The organism is Actinophytocola sp., from assembly GCF_050699915.1.
GTDB lineage: Bacteria > Actinomycetota > Actinomycetes > Mycobacteriales > Pseudonocardiaceae > Actinophytocola.
Genome location: NZ_JBOHGA010000010.1, coordinates 22893 through 40424 on the forward strand (window position 1 = coordinate 22893; position 17532 = coordinate 40424).

Annotated in this window: 10 protein-coding genes; 9 read left to right on the plus strand and 1 reads right to left on the minus strand. The window is 71.6% G+C overall.

The features are described 5' to 3' along the window. Nucleotides 1-10 precede the first annotated feature (10 nt). On the minus strand, nt 11-1093 hold the full coding sequence (locus ACRDSK_RS03340) for a LacI family DNA-binding transcriptional regulator (protein WP_431438375.1): 1083 nt from the start codon (nt 1091-1093) through the stop codon (nt 11-13). A 96-nt stretch (nt 1094-1189) separates the two neighbouring features. Here ACRDSK_RS03340 and ACRDSK_RS03345 point away from each other — a divergent pair, with 96 nt between their 5' ends. From ACRDSK_RS03345 to ACRDSK_RS03385, 9 genes are all read left to right on the plus strand, one after another. After that, nucleotides 1190-2392 (plus strand): MFS transporter, encoded by a 1203-nt coding sequence (locus ACRDSK_RS03345; RefSeq protein WP_431438376.1) that lies wholly within the window; start codon nt 1190-1192, stop codon nt 2390-2392. 13 nt (nt 2393-2405) lie between these two features. Then, nucleotides 2406-4514 carry a cytochrome c oxidase assembly protein gene (locus tag ACRDSK_RS03350; protein ID WP_431438377.1) on the plus strand — a complete coding sequence of 703 codons (2109 nt, stop codon included), beginning with the start codon at nt 2406-2408 and terminating at the stop codon, nt 4512-4514. Nucleotides 4515-4711: 197 nt separating this feature from the next. Then, complete coding sequence (locus ACRDSK_RS03355; RefSeq protein WP_431438378.1) at nt 4712-5131, plus strand: single-stranded DNA-binding protein; 420 nt, start codon at nt 4712-4714, stop codon at nt 5129-5131. 121 nt (nt 5132-5252) lie between these two features. Further along, nucleotides 5253-6929, plus strand: a complete 1677-nt coding sequence (gene ettA, locus ACRDSK_RS03360; RefSeq protein WP_431438379.1) for an energy-dependent translational throttle protein EttA — start codon at nt 5253-5255, stop codon at nt 6927-6929. Nucleotides 6930-6946: 17 nt separating this feature from the next. Next, nucleotides 6947-10837 (plus strand): hypothetical protein, encoded by a 3891-nt coding sequence (locus tag ACRDSK_RS03365; protein ID WP_431438380.1) that lies wholly within the window; start codon nt 6947-6949, stop codon nt 10835-10837. Between the two features lie 121 nt (nt 10838-10958). Then, nucleotides 10959-15938, plus strand: a complete 4980-nt coding sequence (locus ACRDSK_RS03370; RefSeq protein WP_431438381.1) for an NAD-glutamate dehydrogenase — start codon at nt 10959-10961, stop codon at nt 15936-15938. Between the two features lie 115 nt (nt 15939-16053). After that, on the plus strand, nt 16054-16449 hold the full coding sequence (locus ACRDSK_RS03375; RefSeq protein ID WP_431438382.1) for an acyl-CoA thioesterase: 396 nt from the start codon (nt 16054-16056) through the stop codon (nt 16447-16449). After that, complete coding sequence (locus ACRDSK_RS03380; RefSeq protein ID WP_431438383.1) at nt 16442-17098, plus strand: hypothetical protein; 657 nt, start codon at nt 16442-16444, stop codon at nt 17096-17098. The genes ACRDSK_RS03375 and ACRDSK_RS03380 overlap by 8 nt, the downstream gene beginning before the upstream one ends. 65 nt (nt 17099-17163) lie before the next feature. Further along, nucleotides 17164-17532: a hypothetical protein gene (locus tag ACRDSK_RS03385; RefSeq protein WP_431438384.1), complete on the plus strand. Its 369-nt coding sequence runs from the start codon at nt 17164-17166 to the stop codon at nt 17530-17532.

The window sequence follows — 17532 nt, forward strand, 5'->3', positions numbered from 1 at the left end:
TTGGTCCGGCTCAGGTCCCGGCGGGGCCCGTCGAGCCTCGGACCTGCAGATCCACCCCGATAGTGACCGGTCTGCCCGGTCTCGCACCGTCGAGCAGTCGCAGCGCCAGCTCGCCGGCCTGTCTGCCCTTCTCGACGAGGTCCTGGCGCACCGTGGTCAGCGGCGGGTCCGCCCAGCTCGCGGCGGGAGTGTCATCGAATCCCACGATCGACACCTCCCCGGGCACGGACAGCCCCAGCTCCTCGGCCGCCCGCAGCGCACCCAGGGCGAGCTCGTCGGACATGCAGAGGACCGCGGTCGGCCTCGGCCGTAGCCCCAACAGCCACCTGGCGCCCTCCCTGCCCAACTCCCGGACACTCCCCGGCGCCTCCCAGAGCGGCACCTCATCGGCGACAATACCCTGTTCAGCCAGCCCTTTCAGGTAACCGGCGATCCTGTCGAGGGTCACCCGGAAGTGCCCTTCGGCGATTCGCTGCGCGCTGCTCGGCCCGCGGTGGCCGTCAGCGCTCAGGGAGAGGCCCAGGATCGCCACGCGGTGGTGGCCCAGCGACGCCACGTGCCTGGCCGCGAGCAGCGCGCCGCCGAAGTCGTCGACCCGCACCGCGGCCGCCCCGGCCACCTCCGGCTGGTCCACGACCACCAGCGGCAGGTTCCGCTCCCGCACCGCCGCCAGCGCCGCCGCGTTGTCGGGCAGCGAGTAGGCCACCACCACGTCGGTCTGCGCGCGCATCACGTTCTGCGCCCGCGGCCCGCCGTCGGCCACGCCCGGGAGCAGCAGCAGTCCCCGGTCCGGGCTGTCCACTGTGGACGCCAGGCTGTCGAGCATGATGCACAGCGCCGGGTCCGAGAACGCCGAGGACAGCACGTCGCACAGCATGATCGCCACCGAGCCCGCGCGCTGCGTGGCCAGCGACCGGGCCACCGGGTCCGGGCCGGCGTAGCCGAGCTCCTTGGCGGTCTTGATGATCCGCTCGCGCAGCTGCGCGGACAGCTGGTCCGGCCGGTTGTACGCGTTCGACACGGTCGCCCTGGAGACCCCGACCTCGCGGGCGATCGTGTCGAGGGTGGGTCGGCGTACCCGGTCCGGACTCACCGGTCAAGCCTAATTCGTGCCTGCCCGAAATATCCGTGGCGATCACTGAAGCGCTTCAGTTACCCTCGAAGCCGAGGGCGACGGGAGGAGGCCGGGGTGCTCGCCGGACGGTTGTCGGTGTTCATCGTGTTCGCGCTGAACGGCTTGGTGATCGGTGCCTGGGCGCCGCGGATGCCGACCGTCGCGGACCAGATCCACGCCGGCCCGGGTGAGCTCGGGCTCGCGTTGCTCGGCGCCAGCGTCGGCATGATCGTGGCCGCCTCGCTGGCCGGCCGCTGGTGCGCCCGGTTCGGTGCCCGCGCGCTGGTACTCACGTCTTCGCTGGCCACCGCCGTGATCCTGCCGGTGGTCGCCACCGTTGGCTCCTCGGTCCAGCTCGGGCTGGCGCTGATCCTGCTCGGCGCGAGTGTCGGCACGCTCGACGTCGCCATGAACATCGCGGCGGTGACCGTCGTGCGCCGCACCGAGCGGCCGATCATGCCGGTCTTCCACGCCGGCTTCAGCTTCGGCGCGCTCGCCGGCTCCGTGGGTGCGGCGTTCGCCGCCGGGCACGATGTCGGGCTGTTCGCCCACTTCGTCGCCACGGCGTCGTTCTCGCTGGTGGCGACGCTCGCGGTCATCCGCTGGGTGCCGCGCGAGGAGCCGGTCACCGATCCCGAGGCGCATCGGTCGACGGACCGCCGCATGCTGCGCCGGCCGGTGCTCTGGATGCTCGGCGCGATCGCGCTGTGCTCGGCGATCGTCGAGGGCGGCAGCGGCGACTGGTCGGCGCTGTTCGCGGTCCGCGAGCGGGGGATGGACGAGGCGGCCGCCGCGGTCACCTTCTCGGTCTTCTGTGTGGCGATGGGTCTCGTCCGGCTCTTCGGCGAGCAGGTGGAACGCCGCCTCGGCGCGGACCGGATGCTGATCGGCGGCGCACTCGTCGCGGGCGTCGGGCTGCTGGTCACGGCCATGGTGCCGAACCCACCTCTCGCGTTCGTCGGCTTCGGTCTCGCCGGCGCCGGGCTGGCCTTCGCCTTCCCGGTGGCGCTCAACATGGCCGGCGCGGTCGGCCGCCGCGAGGACGGGACGGGCGGCGAGCGCGAGATCGGCTTCGTCACCACGATCGCCTACAGCGGCTTCCTGATCGGCCCGCCCATGCTGGGCGGGATCGCCCAGGTCACCAACCTCGAGGTGGCCATCGGGTTCGCCGGCGTCGTCGCGATGCTGATCGTCCCGGCCGCGCTCGGTGCCGCCGCGGCTCGGCGCCGGGAGGAGAACGACGAACCCGCGCGGGTACCGGCCCTGAATCGGCGGTGACTACGCTCGGACCGTGTCCGTCGACAGCGCGCCGAAGCCGGCGACCCCTGCCGCCAAGACCGGCGCGACCGCAGGCGTCCTGCCGCTGATCGTCGTCGGGGTGCTGCTCGCGGTGCTGACCGCGGTCGCGCTGCTCTCGCTGACCGCCGGCGACTTCGGGCTGGTCAACTTATACGGCCTGACCGTCGTGCGCGTGCTCGCCGAGATCGGCAGCGTGCTGACGCTCGGCTCGCTCCTCTTCGCCGCGTTCATGGTGGCGCCGCAGAAGTCGGGCGTCCTCGACGTCGGCGGGTACGCGGCGCTGCGCACGGCCTCGTGGTCGGCAGTGCTCTGGTGCCTGTCCGCCCTGGTCGCGGTGGCGTTCTACGAGGCGGACGCGATCAACAAGCCGGTCTCGGAGCTGATCAGCTCCGACCTGCTCCTGACCCTGCTGCGCGAGCTCGAGCAGCCCAAGGCGTGGCTGCTGACCTCGGTGGTCGCGCTGGTGGTCGCGGTCGGCTGCCGGTTCGCGCTGTCGTGGGGGACGACGGCCACGCTGTTCGCCCTGGCCCTCTTCGGCATCATGCCGCCGGCCGTGACCGGGCACTCGTCGGCAGGCGGCCAGCACGACCTGGCCACCAACAGCCTCCTGTTCCACCTGGTCGCCGCGTCGTTGTGGGTCGGTGGCCTGCTGGCCCTGCTGGTGTTCGCCCGGCGGTTCACGAGCGGGGCGGGGCTGCGGCTGGCCGCCACCCGGTTTTCCGCGACCGCACTGGTCTGCTGGCTCGTGATGGCCTCCTCCGGTGTGATCAACGCCTGGGTGCGGCTGCCCGTCGACGAGCTGTTCACGACGTCGTACGGGCTGCTCGTGGTGGCCAAGATCGCTGCGCTGGGTGTGCTCGGCGTCTTCGGCTTCCTGCAGCGGCAGAAGAGCGTGCGGGCCATCGTCGAGGGCGGCACCAGCGCCGTGCTCGTGCGGCTGGCGGCGGTCGAGGTACTGCTCATGTGCCTCACGATCGGCATCGCCGCCGCGCTCGCCCGCACCCCACCGCCGGGCCCCGCCGAGATTCCCGACTCCATCGAGATCCAGCTCGGCTACACGCTCGAAGGCGCGCCCACGCTGCTGCGGCTGCTGACGTCGTGGCGGTTCGACCTGATCTACGGCACGTTGGCGATCGTCCTCGCGGTGTTCTACGTACTCGGCGCGCGGCGGCTGCGGGCCCGCGGCGACGCCTGGCCGGTCGGCCGCACCGTCGCCTGGCTGCTGGGCTGCCTGACCCTCCTGCTCGCCACCTCGTCCGGTTTCGGCCGGTACGCGCCCGGCATGTTCAGCATCCACATGGAAACCCACATGATGCTGTCCATGCTGGCGCCGGTTCTCCTGGTGCTCGGTGGGCCGGTGACGCTGGCGCTGCGCGCGCTGCCGGTCGCCGGCCGGGACGGGCCGCCCGGTCCGCGCGAGTGGCTGCTCGCGATCGTGCGGTCCCCGGTGGCGCGAGTGCTCACCCATCCGGTGGTCGCGCTCGTGCTCTTCGTCGGATCCTTCTACGTGCTGTACTTCTCCGGCCTGTTCGATGTCGCCCTGGAGAAGCACTGGGCGCACCTTCTGATGAATGCCCACTTCCTACTCGTGGGTTACCTCTTCTACTGGCCGGTGATCGGCATCGACCCGACGCCGCGACGCCTGCCGCACCTGGCCCGGCTCGGCATGGTCTTCGCCTCGCTGCCGTTCCACGCCTTCTTCGGCGTGATCCTCATGAGCATGGACACGGTCATCGGCGAGCAGTTCTACCAGGGGCTCGGCCTGCCGTGGTCGAGCAACCTGCTGGCCGACCAGCAGCTCGGCGGCGGGATCGCGTGGGCGGCCGGCGAGCTGCCGCTGGTGATCGTGCTGATCGCGCTGCTGGTCCAGTGGGCCCGCGCCGACGACCGAGAGGCCCGCCGCATCGACCGCCGCGCCGACGCCGAGGGCGACGCCGACCGGGTGGCCTACAACGCGATGCTGCGCAAGCTCGCGGACGGTCCCGCTGCTCGCTCGTCCGTGGCGACCGCCGAGCCCGCCACGTCGTCCTCCGAAGCTGCTCCCAACGGCCCCGCGCCGACGGCTGACTCCGACGAGTCCTCCTCCTCGGAACGTTCCTAGTCCGTCGGGCGGCCCGCCTAGCACCACCCACCGACATTTCCGCTCCACCGTCACCACTTCGCGGGCCACTTGTCCACAACGCCCCACTTGTCCACAGCCCACCGGCTCCCCGCCCCGCCCGTCGCCCCTCCCCGGCAGTCTGGTTCATGTCAGCGGCGCCCAACGCGCCGAGACGTCGACCGACGAGGAGCGAGACGATGTTCGAGACGAACCTGACGGTGGCCGGCAAGGTGGTCACCGAGATCACCCGGCACACCTTCCCCAACGGCGACCGCAAGACCAGCTTCCGGCTGATGGCTCGCGAGCGCCGGTTCGACCGCGAGACCCAGGACTGGATCGACGGCGACAAGGTGTTCGTCCAGGTCAACTGCTGGCGCCGGCTCGCCGAAGGCGTCGCCGTGTCGCTGGTGAAGGGCGACAACGTGGTGGTCACCGGCCGGTTCTTCGTCCGCGAGTACTTCACCGACAGCGGCGAGCGGCGCACCAGCAACGAGATCGACGCCCGCTCCGTCGGACCCGACCTCGCGTGGTGCACGGTGACGGTCGAACGACCAACACCTGGACTGGTCCCGGCGAGTATCGGCGCCGCGGCCGAGGAGGTGGTCGCCGCGGCCTGACGCGGGCAACCCCTTGTGCGGCAGGTATATCCTCCGGTGACGGCGATCCCGGCAAGATCGTCTGCCTCGTTGCGCCACACCGCGGCCAGGGCCGAGTCAGGGCCGCTCTACGATCGCGGGCATGGCCGAGTTCATCTACACCATGAAAAAGGTGCGCAAGGCGCACGGGGACAAGGTCATCCTCGACGATGTGACCATCGCGTTCTACCCCGGAGCGAAGATCGGGGTGGTCGGTCCCAACGGAGCCGGTAAGTCCAGCGTGCTCAAGATCATGGCCGGCCTGGACCAGCCCAACAACGGCGAGGCATTCCTGTCCCCCGGATACACCGTCGGCATCCTGCAGCAGGAGCCGCCGCTCAACGAAGACAAGACCGTCCTCGGCAACGTCGAGGAGGGTGTCGGCGAGATCAAGCACAAGCTCGATCGCTTCAACGAGATCGCCGAGAAGATGGCGACGGACTACTCCGACGCGCTCATGGAGGAGATGGGCAAGCTTCAGGAGGATCTCGACCACGCCGACGCCTGGGACCTGGACTCCCAGCTCGAACAGGCCATGGACGCGCTGCGGTGCCCGTCGCCGGACGCGGACGTCAAGGTGCTCTCCGGTGGCGAGCGCCGCCGGGTGGCGCTGTGCAAGCTGTTGCTGTCCAAGCCCGACCTTTTGCTGCTGGACGAGCCCACCAACCACCTGGACGCGGAGAGCGTGCTGTGGCTGGAGCAGCACCTGGCCCAGTACCCGGGTGCCGTACTGGCCGTGACCCACGACCGGTACTTCCTCGACAACCTCTCGCAGTGGATCATGGAGCTCGACCGCGGGCGAGCCCACCCCTACGAGGGCAACTACTCCACCTACCTGGAGAAGAAGGCCGAGCGACTGGCGGTCCAGGGCAAGAAGGACCAGAAGCTGCAGAAGCGGCTCAAGGACGAGCTGGCCTGGGTGCGGTCCAACGCCAAGGCGCGGCAGACCAAGTCCCGTGCCCGTCTCGAGCGGTACGAGGAGATGGCTACGGAGGCCGAGCGCACTCGCAAGCTCGACTTCGAGGAGATCCAGATCCCACCGGGGCCCCGGCTGGGCAACCTCGTGGTCAAGACCGAGAACCTGCGCAAGGGTTTCGGTGAGCGGGTGCTGATCGACGGGCTGTCGTTCGATCTGCCGCGCAACGGGATCATCGGCGTGATCGGTCCGAACGGAGTCGGCAAGACGACCCTGTTCAAGACGATCATCGGGCTCGAGGAGCCGGACTCGGGCGTGGTCCGCATCGGCGACACGGTGAAGTTGTCCTACGTGGACCAGGAGCGGGGCGGGCTCGACCCGAAGAAGAACGTGTGGGAGGTGGTATCCGAAGGGCTGGACTACATCCACGTCGGACAGGTCGAGATGCCGTCCCGGGCGTATGTCAGCGCGTTCGGCTTCAAGGGCGCCGACCAGCAGAAGCCGGCCGGCGTGCTGTCCGGCGGCGAGCGCAACCGGCTCAACCTGGCGATGACCCTCAAGCAGGGCGGCAACCTGATCCTGCTCGACGAGCCGACCAACGACCTGGACGTCGAGACTCTCGGCTCGCTGGAGAACGCGTTGGAGCAGTTCCCCGGCTGCGCGGTGGTCATTTCGCACGACAGGTGGTTCCTTGATCGGGTCGCGACCCATATCCTCGCGTGGGAAGGCAGCGACGAGGATCCCGCAAAGTGGTTCTGGTTCGAAGGCAACTTCGAGGGCTACGAGAAGAACAAGGTCGAACGCCTTGGTGAGGAAGCCGCGCGTCCGCACCGGGTCACCTACCGCAAGCTGACCCGGGACTAGGTTGGGGGCTCCGAGTGGTGGCGGCCTGGAACGAAGCACCGGCGGCCGGCGGGCTGGGTGAGTGTGCCGCACTCGTCCGCTCGGCCGAGGCGCTGCGCTTCAGCGCGCCGGAGTTGGCCGTCCAGCTGGCTCGGCGGGCGCTGATCGTCGGCGCCGCCGAGCCGTCCGGCTCGGGTGACGTCGGTCAGGCCAAGTCGCTGTCGATGCGTGCCCAGGCGGTGCTTGCTGCGGGGCTCGTTCGGATGAGCCACCACGCCGACGCGGTCGAACCGGCTTTCGCGGCGCTCGCGCTCGCGGAGGGCGATGGCGCGACCGACGTGGCGATGTCGGTCCGGCTGGACCTCGCGGCCTGTACGCGGGAGGTCGGCGAGCCGCTGCTGGGCTGCACGCTGTTGCGGCCGGTGCTGGACACGGAGCAGGCCCGGCCGTCGGTGCGGGCCGTCGCGTTGGGCCGGCTCGTCGGCTGCATCGCGCACGTCGGCCGCCGCGACGACCTCGAGGACGCGCTGACCGAGGCCGACCGCCTCCTGGCCGCCGACGACGAGCTGAGCCCAGACGGGCGGCGGATGGAGCGCGCGCGGCTGTCGGTGCGGGCCGCGGCGTATCACCGTTGGTACGGCGACACGGAGGACGCGGCCGACGCCGCCCGCGAGGGCCTCACGCAGCTGAACCGGCTGCGCGGCCGGCGCGGGGAGACGGAACGGTTGCGCGCGCAGCTCGTGCTCGAGCTGGCGTGTGCCCTGCTGGACGACGGCGCGCTCGAGGAGGCCGCCTCGGTGTCGGAGGGCGTGCTGGCCGAGCCGGTGCGCGCGACGTCGGCGGCGGCGGTAGGCAAGTTGATGCTCGCGGTGTCGACGCGGGTGCACCTGCCGGCCGGACGGGTGGAGCGCGGCCGCGGCCTGCTGGACCAGGCGGTGTGGGTGGCCGATCGCCACGGCCTGGACGGGCTGCTGGCGGACGCGCTAACGGTCGTGTCGCAACTGGACGAGACCGCCGAGCGCCCGGCGGTGGCGCTGGAGTCACTGCGTGCCGCCCGCGCGGCCGAGCAACGCCGCCTGCACGCGATGGCCCACGCGGCCCGACACCTCCTGACCGAGACGAGCCCGAACAACTGGGACGTAAAGGACGTCAACACCTTGCTGCGCAAGGTGGTTCGCGCCGCGGGCGAGCAGCCCGCCGCTCAGGCGGATTGGCACCTGGCGGCACAGCGAGTCACCCGCCAGGCGCGACTGCTGGCGGCACCCAGCGAGCAGTCGACGCGTCCGAACGAGCTACCGGCGCGGCCAAGCGACCAGTCGGCGCGCCCGGACGAGTTGTCGGCGTGGCCGAGTGAGCAGCCCATGCGGTCGAGTGAGCGCGCGGCGCGGTCGAGTGAGCAGCCTGTGCGGCTGAGCGAGTTGTCGGCGCGGCCGGACGAACTGTCTGCGTGGTCGAGCGAGCAACCTGTGCGGCCGAGCGAGCAGTCGGCGCGGCCGGACGAGTTGTCGGCATGGTCGAGTGAGCAGCCGTCGCGACTGAGTGAGCAGTCGACGCAGCCGAGCGAGCCATCGGCGCGGCCGGGCGAGATGCCGGTGCTTCCGGGTGAGCAGCCGGAATGGTCGAGCGCGCTGTCGGCGCGGTCAGGCGAGCAGTCTGCGCGACCGAGCGAGCAGTCGGCGCGGCTTGGCGAGCAGCCGGAATGGTCGACTGAACCACCGTCGCGCCCGGGCGAGCAGCCGGCGCGCGCGGGCGAGCCGCCAGAACGGTCGGACGAGCAACCGGCCGCTGTGCGAGCCGAGCTGTCGGCTGGGGAGCTGGTGTCCGCGACCGCGGAGCGGATGCACGAGCAGTCCGAAACCGACGCGGCGACCGGTCTGCTCAACAAGGAGGGCCTGATCCGCCGCCTGCGTGCGGTGCGCAACGGTGACCGCCCGGTGGCGCTGACACTTGTCCGGCTGGACGGCGGCCTTGGTCCCGGCCGGATCGCCGACCCGGGCACCCGCTCCGCGGCGACGGACTTCGAGCTGAGCGAGCTCGCCGGCCGGGTGCGCAACATGGCGCCGGAGGATGCCGAGCTGGCCCGCTCGGACGGTGCGGAGCTCGCGGTCGTGCTGCCGCACACGACGCGGGACCAGGCGGAGAAGCTGGCCGCCCGGATCGAGTCCGCGTGGCTCGGCACCGCGAACGGCCACAGCATCAGCACGGGCGTCGTGCAGTCGAACCCGGACGCCACGACGGTCGACGCGAGGGCGCTGATCAACGCCGCCCGCCACGCGCTCACCCCGGCGATGGGCATGCCCAGCACGCCACTCCCGCCGGCCGTGGACGAGGACCTGACCGGCCAGGACGCGAACGACACCCTCCGGATCGGCCGGGCGATCATCAGCTCGCTGAGCATCCCCGACGGCAGCGGCGGCAAGCGTCGCGCCGCCGACGCTGCCACCGAGGACACCCAAGAGCCCGCAACAGCCGGCAAACCGGAAGCCCCGGACGCCGCCAACGCGAACACCGACACCGACACCGACACGCGAAACCCCCGCGGCACACCCGACCGCGACGACGAGACGCGTGATCGCGAGACCGACGCGCACCTGCCCGACCGCAGCGCCGACAGGTGGGAGTTCCGCACCGACTCCGCGGCACCCGAGCCTCAAGGCGACACGAACACACGCGTGCCGGACCGCGGCACCGAAGCGTGGGACTTCCGCGGCGAACCTGCTGCGCGCGACCCCCACGGCGACACCGTCGGGCGAGAGCCCAACAGCGCCACGAACACGGGCGACCCGTCAGCCAACGCGGAGCCGCAACGCGGAGACGAGACCCCCGAACCATTCCCCGGCGCCGATTCGCACGCGTCCAGCCACGAAGCGGAGACGCTTGTCGCGGACCGGGACACCGTGCAGCTGGATGCCGAGCAGCGTGACCAGGGCGCGGAGCCCGACCGCGATACCGAGGCGCAGGAGTCCGGTCGCGGCGGCGGAGTGTCCGAGCCGAGCGGCGATCCGGGCGGAGCCGAGAAGTCGAGCGGCACGGGTGGCGAGGCCGCCCGCTCCAGCTCCTCCACCTACGAGCAGACCAAGGCCGAGCTTGCGCTGCTGATGTCCGCCTTAGCCGCCGGGGAGGTGGGGGACCGGCCGACACCACTCCCGGCGCCCTCGCGGCCCACCGATGACCACGCGCGCAACGGAAGCACCGTCCCCCGAGCGCCGCGGCAGACGATCCCCACCCCGCCAGAGCCGGACGACGTCCCCGAGCCCGAACGTCGCCCGGACATCCCCGACCCCGCCGAGCCGGAGCCCATTCCGCCCGCGCCGCCGGACCCCGGGCCCACGTCGCCCGGTGAGCCCGGTCCTCTCACTCCACCCAGCGCCGACCTGCCGCGCCGCGAGCCCCGTGCCCACACGAGTCTCGACGAGCCCGGCTCCGGCACCCCGCCCAGTGCCGACCTGCCGCGCCGCGGGCCCGGTGCCGGCTCGAGTCTCGACGAGCCGGGCCCTCTCACCGCACCCGGTGCCGACCTGCCACGGCGAGAGTCCCGTGCCGGGTCGGGCCTTGACGAGCCCGGGTCCGCGTCGCCGAGTGCCGACTTGCCTCGGCGCGGGCCTCGTGCCCGCACGAGCCGGCTCGCGGCCGCCTTCCGTGGGAACGACGAGCCGCGAGCAGCGGAACCTCAGCCGGAGCAGGCAGACCGCGGCATCGCGTGGCCGGGCGACACCACCCGGGAGCGTCCGGGCGAGCGATCTGACTCCACCACCATCGCCGGCCTGCTGGCCGAGGCCCTGGCCGCCTACCAGGAGACTTCCGACGAGGCCGAGAAAGAGCGGCAGCAGAACCAGCCGGAGCAGCACAAACCGGACGACGACTTCGATCGGCTCTTCGACTGGCGCTACCAGTCCCCGGCCTCGGGCCGGCACCGATCTCCCGAGTGAGTTTCCGCCACGGTCGTTACCCTTGGCACGACTCAGGATGCCCGTCGCGGGATTCGTGATCAGATTAGGGTGTGTGCTGCCTGTGGCACACCGACGTGCCGCCAATTGTGGAGTCGCGTAGATGACCTCGACCGGAACCCGCACCCACCTCGGCTCCGCCGCCGGCCACAAGCCGGGGGACGGTCCGATGAGCCCCGAGCAGACTCGTGACGACCTCATCGAGCTCGCCGCCGCGGCCGCCGACGACCTCGCCGACCTGATCCGTCTCTACTATCGCTACATCCCGCCCGAGGAGGTCATCGACCACGAGCCGGTCGACCTCGTGGGCATCGTCCGTTCGCACCGCCGCCTCGCCGAGCAGCGGGTACCGGGCCGCCCGGCCGTCCGGGTGTTCAACCCCGACCCGGCCTCCGAGGGCTGGTCCACCGCCGGCACGGTCGTCCAGATCGTCACCGACGACATGCCCTACCTGGTCGAGTCCGTCTCCGCCGAGCTGGTCCGCGGCGGCCTGCAGGTCCACCGCGTGGTCCACCCGATCGTCGTCGTCAGTCGGGACGTCGCCGGCGGCCTGCGTGACGTCCTGCCCAGCGCCGAGGCCGACGACCCCCCGCCGGACGCGCTCGCCGAGAGCTGGATGTCCATCGAGGTCGACCTCATCACCGACGTCGACCGCAGCCGGGATACCGAAAGCGGCCTGAACAACGTCCTCAACGACGTCCGCGAGGTCGTCGAGGACACCGCCAGGATGGCCGGCACCGCCCGCGCCCTCGCCGACCAGCTCGAGGAGCGCCCGCAGGTCGACGAGGCCCAGGCCGTGGAGGGCGCCGCCCTGCTGCGCTGGCTCGCCGACGGCCACTTCACCTTCCTCGGCTACCGCAACTACGAGCTCGTCCGCGACGACGACGAGCCCCGGCTGCGCACCGTCCTCGCGAGCGGCCTCGGCGTGCTGCGCCAGGACAGCCTCGCCTCCCGCAGCCTCACCGCCGGCCCCGACTCGGCCGTCCCGGCGTTCAGCTCCGACCTGCTCGTGCTCACCGAGGCCAGCGCCCCCTCGACGGTCCATCGCAGCGTCTACCCGTACTACGTCGGCGTGAAGACCTTCGACGAGGCGGGCAACGTCACCGGCGAGCACCGGTTCCTCGGCGTCTTCACGATCAACGCCCTGCACGAGGACGTCCTCGACATCCCCGTCGTCGGCCGCCGCGTGCGCGAGGTGATCCACCGCGCCGGCTTCCCGCTGGAGTCCTACACCGGCCAGCGGATGCTCGAGGTCATCCAGAACTGGCCGCGCTCGGAGCTGTTCTCCACCAGCCCGGACACGCTCTACCAGACCACCACCGGCGTCATCGCCCTCGCGGACCGCCGCCGGCTGCGGCTGTTCCTGCGCCGCGACCCGTTCGGCCGCTTCTACTCCTGCCTGGTCTTCCTGCCCCGCGACCGCTACACGACCACCTCGCGCCTCGCGATGCAGGAGGTCCTGCTCGAGGAGCTGGGCGGCAAGAACCTCGAGTTCTCCACGCGCATCGGCGAGACCTCGCTCGCGCAGGTGCACTTCACCGTGCACACCGTGGACCCCGAGAAGGCGGGCGACGCCGACGTCGCGCACATCCAGGCCCGGATGACCGAGGCCGTCCGCACCTGGGACGACCGCCTCGTCGAGGCGGTCTTCGCCGAGCAGCGTGAGCAGGTCGCCGAGGGCACCGTGCGGGTCGACGACGACACGATCACCGTCGGCGCGGAGTCGGCCACCGAGCAGGGCCAGCGGTTCGCGAGCGTGTTCCCGGAGGCCTACAAGGAGGACTTCACCGCCGTCGACGCCCTCGCCGACCTGCGCCGCCTGGAGGGGCTGCGCCAGGCCGGCGACATGGACATGGCGTTCTACACCGCGCCGCACGCCGAGCCGGGGGAGCGCCGGTTCAAGCTCTACCTCGCCGGGCACGGCGTCACCCTGTCCCAGGTGCTGCCGGTCCTGCAGCAGATGGGCGTCGAGGTCCTCGACGAGCGCCCGTACGAGCTGCGCCGCGAGGACGGCACGAAGTGGTGGATCTACGACTTCGGTCTGCGCGCCGACCCGTCGGTGGTCGAGAGCCGCGCCGCGGAGGAGCGCGAGGAGCTGCGCGTCGAGTTCGAGCGGGCCTTCGGCGCGATCTGGCGCGGGGACGCCGAGTCCGACCGGTTCAACTCGCTCGTCATGCGCGGCGGGCTCACCTGGCGCCAGGCCGCCCTGCTCCGCGCCTACGCCCGCTACCTGCGCCAGGCCGGTACCCCGTACTCGACCGAGTACATCGAGGACGCCGTGCTCGGCCACACCGACGTGGCCACCGCGCTGGTCTGCCTGTTCGAGACCCGGTTCGACACTCGGCTCGCGGTCCATGAGCGGCAGGAGGCGGTCGACACACAGGTCGCCGACATCACCGCCATGATCGACGAGGTCACGAGCCTCGACGCGGACCGCATCCTGCGCAGCTTCACGACCCTGGTCTGCGCGACGCTGCGCACCAACTACCGGGTGCGCGACGAGGACGGCGAGCCGCGGCCGTTCCTCGCGATCAAGCTCGACCCGCACGCCGTGCCCGACCTGCCCGAGCCGCGGCCCCGGTTCGAGATCTTCGTGTACTCGCCCCGGGTCGAGGGCGTGCACCTGCGGTTCGGCCCGGTCGCGCGCGGCGGGCTGCGCTGGTCCGACCGCCGGGAGGACTTCCGCACCGAGGTGCTCGGCCTGGTCAAGGCGCAGGCGGTGAAGAACGCCGTGATCGTGCCGGTCGGCGCCAAGGGCGGCTTCGTCGTCAAGCGACCGCCGCTGCCGACCGGCGACTCGTCGGCCGACCGCGAGGCGTTCCTCGCCGAGGGCATCGCGTGCTACCGGATGTTCGTCTCCGGCCTGCTCGACCTCACCGACAACCTGCGCGCCGGCAAGGTCGTGCCGGCGCCGGACGTGGTGCGCTACGACGACGACGACACCTACCTGGTCGTCGCCGCGGACAAGGGCACCGCGACGTTCTCCGACATCGCCAACGACGTCTCGAAGAGCTACGGCTTCTGGCTCGGCGACGCGTTCGCCAGCGGCGGCTCGGTCGGCTACGACCACAAGGCCATGGGCATCACCGCCCGCGGCGCGTGGGAGAGCGTCAAGCGGCACTTCCGCGAGCTCGGCAAGGACACCCAGACCGAGGACTTCACGGTCGTCGGCGTCGGCGACATGGCCGGTGACGTTTTCGGCAACGGAATGCTGCTCTCCCAACACATCCGCCTGGTGGCCGCGTTCAACCACATGCACGTGTTCATCGACCCGAACCCGGACGCGGCCGGCTCCTACGCCGAGCGTCGCCGGCTGTTCGACCTGCCGCGGTCGAGCTGGGACGACTACGACCGCTCGCTGATCAGCGAGGGCGGCGGGGTCTGGCCGCGCACGCTCAAGGCCATCCCGATCAGCGAGCAGGTCCGGGCGGCGCTGGGCCTGCCGGAGGGCACGGCCAAGCTGTCTCCGGCCGAGCTGATCAAGCAGATCCTGCTCGCCCCGGTCGACCTGCTGTGGAACGGCGGCATCGGCACCTACGTCAAGGCCAGCACCGAGAGCAACGCCGAGGTCGGCGACAAGGCCAACGACGCGGTCCGGGTCGACGGCGCCGACCTGGGCGTCAAGGTCGTCGGCGAGGGCGGCAACCTCGGCCTGACCCAGCGCGGCCGCATCGAGTTCGCCAAGGCGGGCGGCAAGGTCAACACCGACGCGCTCGACAACTCCGCCGGCGTGGACTGCTCCGACCACGAGGTCAACATCAAGATCCTGCTGGACCAGCTGGTCACCAACGGCGAGCTGGCGCAGGAGCAGCGCACCGAGCTGCTCGTGTCGATGACCGACGAGGTCGGCGACCTCGTGCTCGACGACAACTACCGGCAGAACGCCGTGCTCGGGGTCAGCCGCGCGCACGCGATGCCGATGCTGACCGTGCTGGCCCGCCTCGTCGCGTTCCTGGAGGAGCGCACCGGCCTGGACCGCGAGCTGGAGGCCTTCCCGTCCACGGAACGGTTCCGCGAGATGGACAAGGCCGGCGAGGGGCTGACCTCTCCGGAGCTCGCGTCGCTGCTCGCACACGTCAAGCTGGCGCTCAAGGTGGAGGTGCTGGCGAGCGAGCTGCCCGACGCGGACGTCTTCGCCCGGCGCCTGCCCGAGTACTTCCCGACCCGGCTGCGCGAGCAGTTCTCCCCGGCCATCCCGAAGCACCCGCTGCGCCGCCAGATCACCTCCACGGTCGTGGTCAACGAGGTCGTCGACGGCGGCGGGGTGTCCTACGCGTTCCGGCTCGCCGAGGAGATGAACGCGACCGGCACCGACGCGGTCCGCGCGTTCACCTCCACCACCCGGATCTACGACCTGCAGACGCTGTGGGTCGACATCCGGGCGCTGGACAACGTGGTGCCCACGGACACCGCGGACGAGATGATGCTGGAGAGCCGCCGGCTGCTCGACCGGGCGTCGCGCTGGTTCCTGTCCAACCGTCCGCAGCCGCTCGCGGTCGGCGCGGAGATCAACCGGTTCCACAAGGTGGTCGCGGAGCTCGCGCCCGGGGTCGGCTCGATGCTGCGCGGCGTCGAGCGGGAGGCGGCCGTGCGGCGTGCGCAGTCGCTCGTCGACCAGGGCGTGCCGACCGCGCTGGCCGCGCGCATCGCCTCGCTGCTGAACACCTACTCGCTGCTGGACATCACCGAGGTGTCCGAGCTGGCCGAGCGGGACGCCGGGCTCGACACGGAGCGCAACCCGTGGGAGACCGCGGATCTCTACTACGCGCTGTCCGACCATCTCAACATCGACTCGATGCTGACGTCGGTGAGCGCGCTGGAGCGGGGCAACCGGTGGCACGCGCTGGCCCGGCTGGCGTTGCGCGACGACATGTACTCGTCGCTGCGCGCGATCACGCTGGACGTGCTGCGACAGAGCGATCCCGGCAGCTCGACGGACGCGAAGATCTCGAACTGGGAGCAGACCAACGCCTCGCGCCTGTCCCGCTCGCGGATGTCGCTCGAGGAGATCCAGCGGGCGAACCAGCTCGATCTGGCCACACTGTCGGTCGCCGCCCGGCAGGTGCGCAGTATGGTCCGTTAGTGAGCGAGCTTGCGAGCGAACCATCGACACAGGGGGCCCGCCCACGGCGGCCCCGAGCTTGCGAGGGGGTGGCGTGGGAGTCTTCATTGCCGAGGTTCGGCCGCGGTGGTCCGACATGGACGCGTACGGTCACGTGAACCACGCCAACACGGTGACGCTGCTCGAGGAGGCGCGGATCGCCCTGCTGTTCGGCGAGGCCGCGCGGCACGGGGCCGAGGGCATCTCGGCCGGCGTGGTGGTCGCGCGGATCGTCGTGGACTACCACGCGCCGCTGGTCGCCGACGGCGGCGCGATGCGAGTCGCGGTGTCCCTGCGGGAGATGCGGCACGCCTCGTTCACCCTGGATTACGAGGTCCACAATGGACCATCGGCGGACGACCCGGTCGCGGTCACCGCGGAGACGATGCTGGTGCCCTACGACCTGACGAGCAACCGGCCGCGGCGGATGTCGGAGGCGGAGCGCGACTTCCTTGCCGCGTGGCGCATCGGCAGTGGAGGAAACGGTGCCTGAGCTGACCTTCGCGGAGCGAGCCGAGCGCGACGACCTCGGCGCGTTCGTGGCCCGAGCCGTGCGGCTGGAGGGCGGCACGGTGGTGCGGCTGCGCAACCGTGCCGGTGACGACGAGGACGCACCCGGCCGCCTCGACGCGTGGGTGGCCACGCCGTTCGACGTGCTCGCCACACGCATGGTGCTGGGCCGGGTCGAGCCGGGCGACGTCACCGTGTCCGGCAACGAGCTCCTCGCCGCGCTGTCGGTGTCGCGCGGCGAGCGGGTCGACCCGGGGCGGGTGCTCGACCTGCAGTGGCGCTCCGCGTTGCCACCGAAGGCGCACTGGCAGGTCGTGGAGTCGCTGCCGGCGAAGATCGTCACCGACCTCGCCGACCGCGGGCTGGAGCTGGCCAGGGAGAACATGGGCCCGCACGGCACGCCGCCCGCGTCGCTGCTCGACCAGACGGTGCTGACCGTGACCGGCGACGGGCTCGAGGTCAAGATCCCGCTGCGGTGCCTGTTCGCCATGTCCGGCATGGGTTTCCTGGGCACCGGCGACACGGCCGGCGAGCAGGTCCGGATCACCGCGACGGACGCGTGGCTGCGCATCGACGCCCGTTACGGCGCGGTCGTCCGCCGGCGACACGCGCTGCTGCCGTTGCTGGTGTAGCTTGCCGAATCCTTACATGCGGCGCGAGACTGCGACGGGTGCCGGCCGGAGGGAGTCAGACGGGCATGAGCGACAGTCACGACCCGGCCGACCAGGATCCGGCGCGCGGGTTCCTCGACCAGACCGTCCCACGCGAGGACTACTGGGAGGACCGCGAGCCCGACGATGGCCCGGCGCGGCCGCGGCACGTCCAGCACCCGACCGACCCGCAGCCGCTGCCGGACCCGCGGACCCGCCGCCGGAACGCGATCAAGAGCGCCGCGTGGACGTTCGGCCCGAGCGTCGGCTACCTCGCCGCGTCGGCCGCGTTCGCCGGCTCGGCCCAGGCTGAGCCCGCGCCCGAGTCGCGTCCAGAGTCGCGGTCGGAACCCGAGCCCGAGCCGCTCTACGACGACCCGTCCGGCGGTTTCGGCGAGGTCGGCAGCGGCCTGTAG

Excerpts from the sequence above, each read along its gene's own strand:
- ACRDSK_RS03370 (WP_431438381.1), top strand. The coding sequence starts at position 10,959 with ATGACCTCGACCGGAACCCGCACCCACCTCGGCTCCGCCGCCGGCCAC.
- ettA (WP_431438379.1), top strand. The coding sequence starts at position 5,253 with ATGGCCGAGTTCATCTACACCATGAAAAAGGTGCGCAAGGCGCACGGG.
- ACRDSK_RS03375 (WP_431438382.1), top strand. The coding sequence starts at position 16,054 with ATGGACGCGTACGGTCACGTGAACCACGCCAACACGGTGACGCTGCTC.
- ACRDSK_RS03385 (WP_431438384.1), top strand. The coding sequence starts at position 17,164 with ATGAGCGACAGTCACGACCCGGCCGACCAGGATCCGGCGCGCGGGTTC.
- ACRDSK_RS03355 (WP_431438378.1), top strand. The coding sequence starts at position 4,712 with ATGTTCGAGACGAACCTGACGGTGGCCGGCAAGGTGGTCACCGAGATC.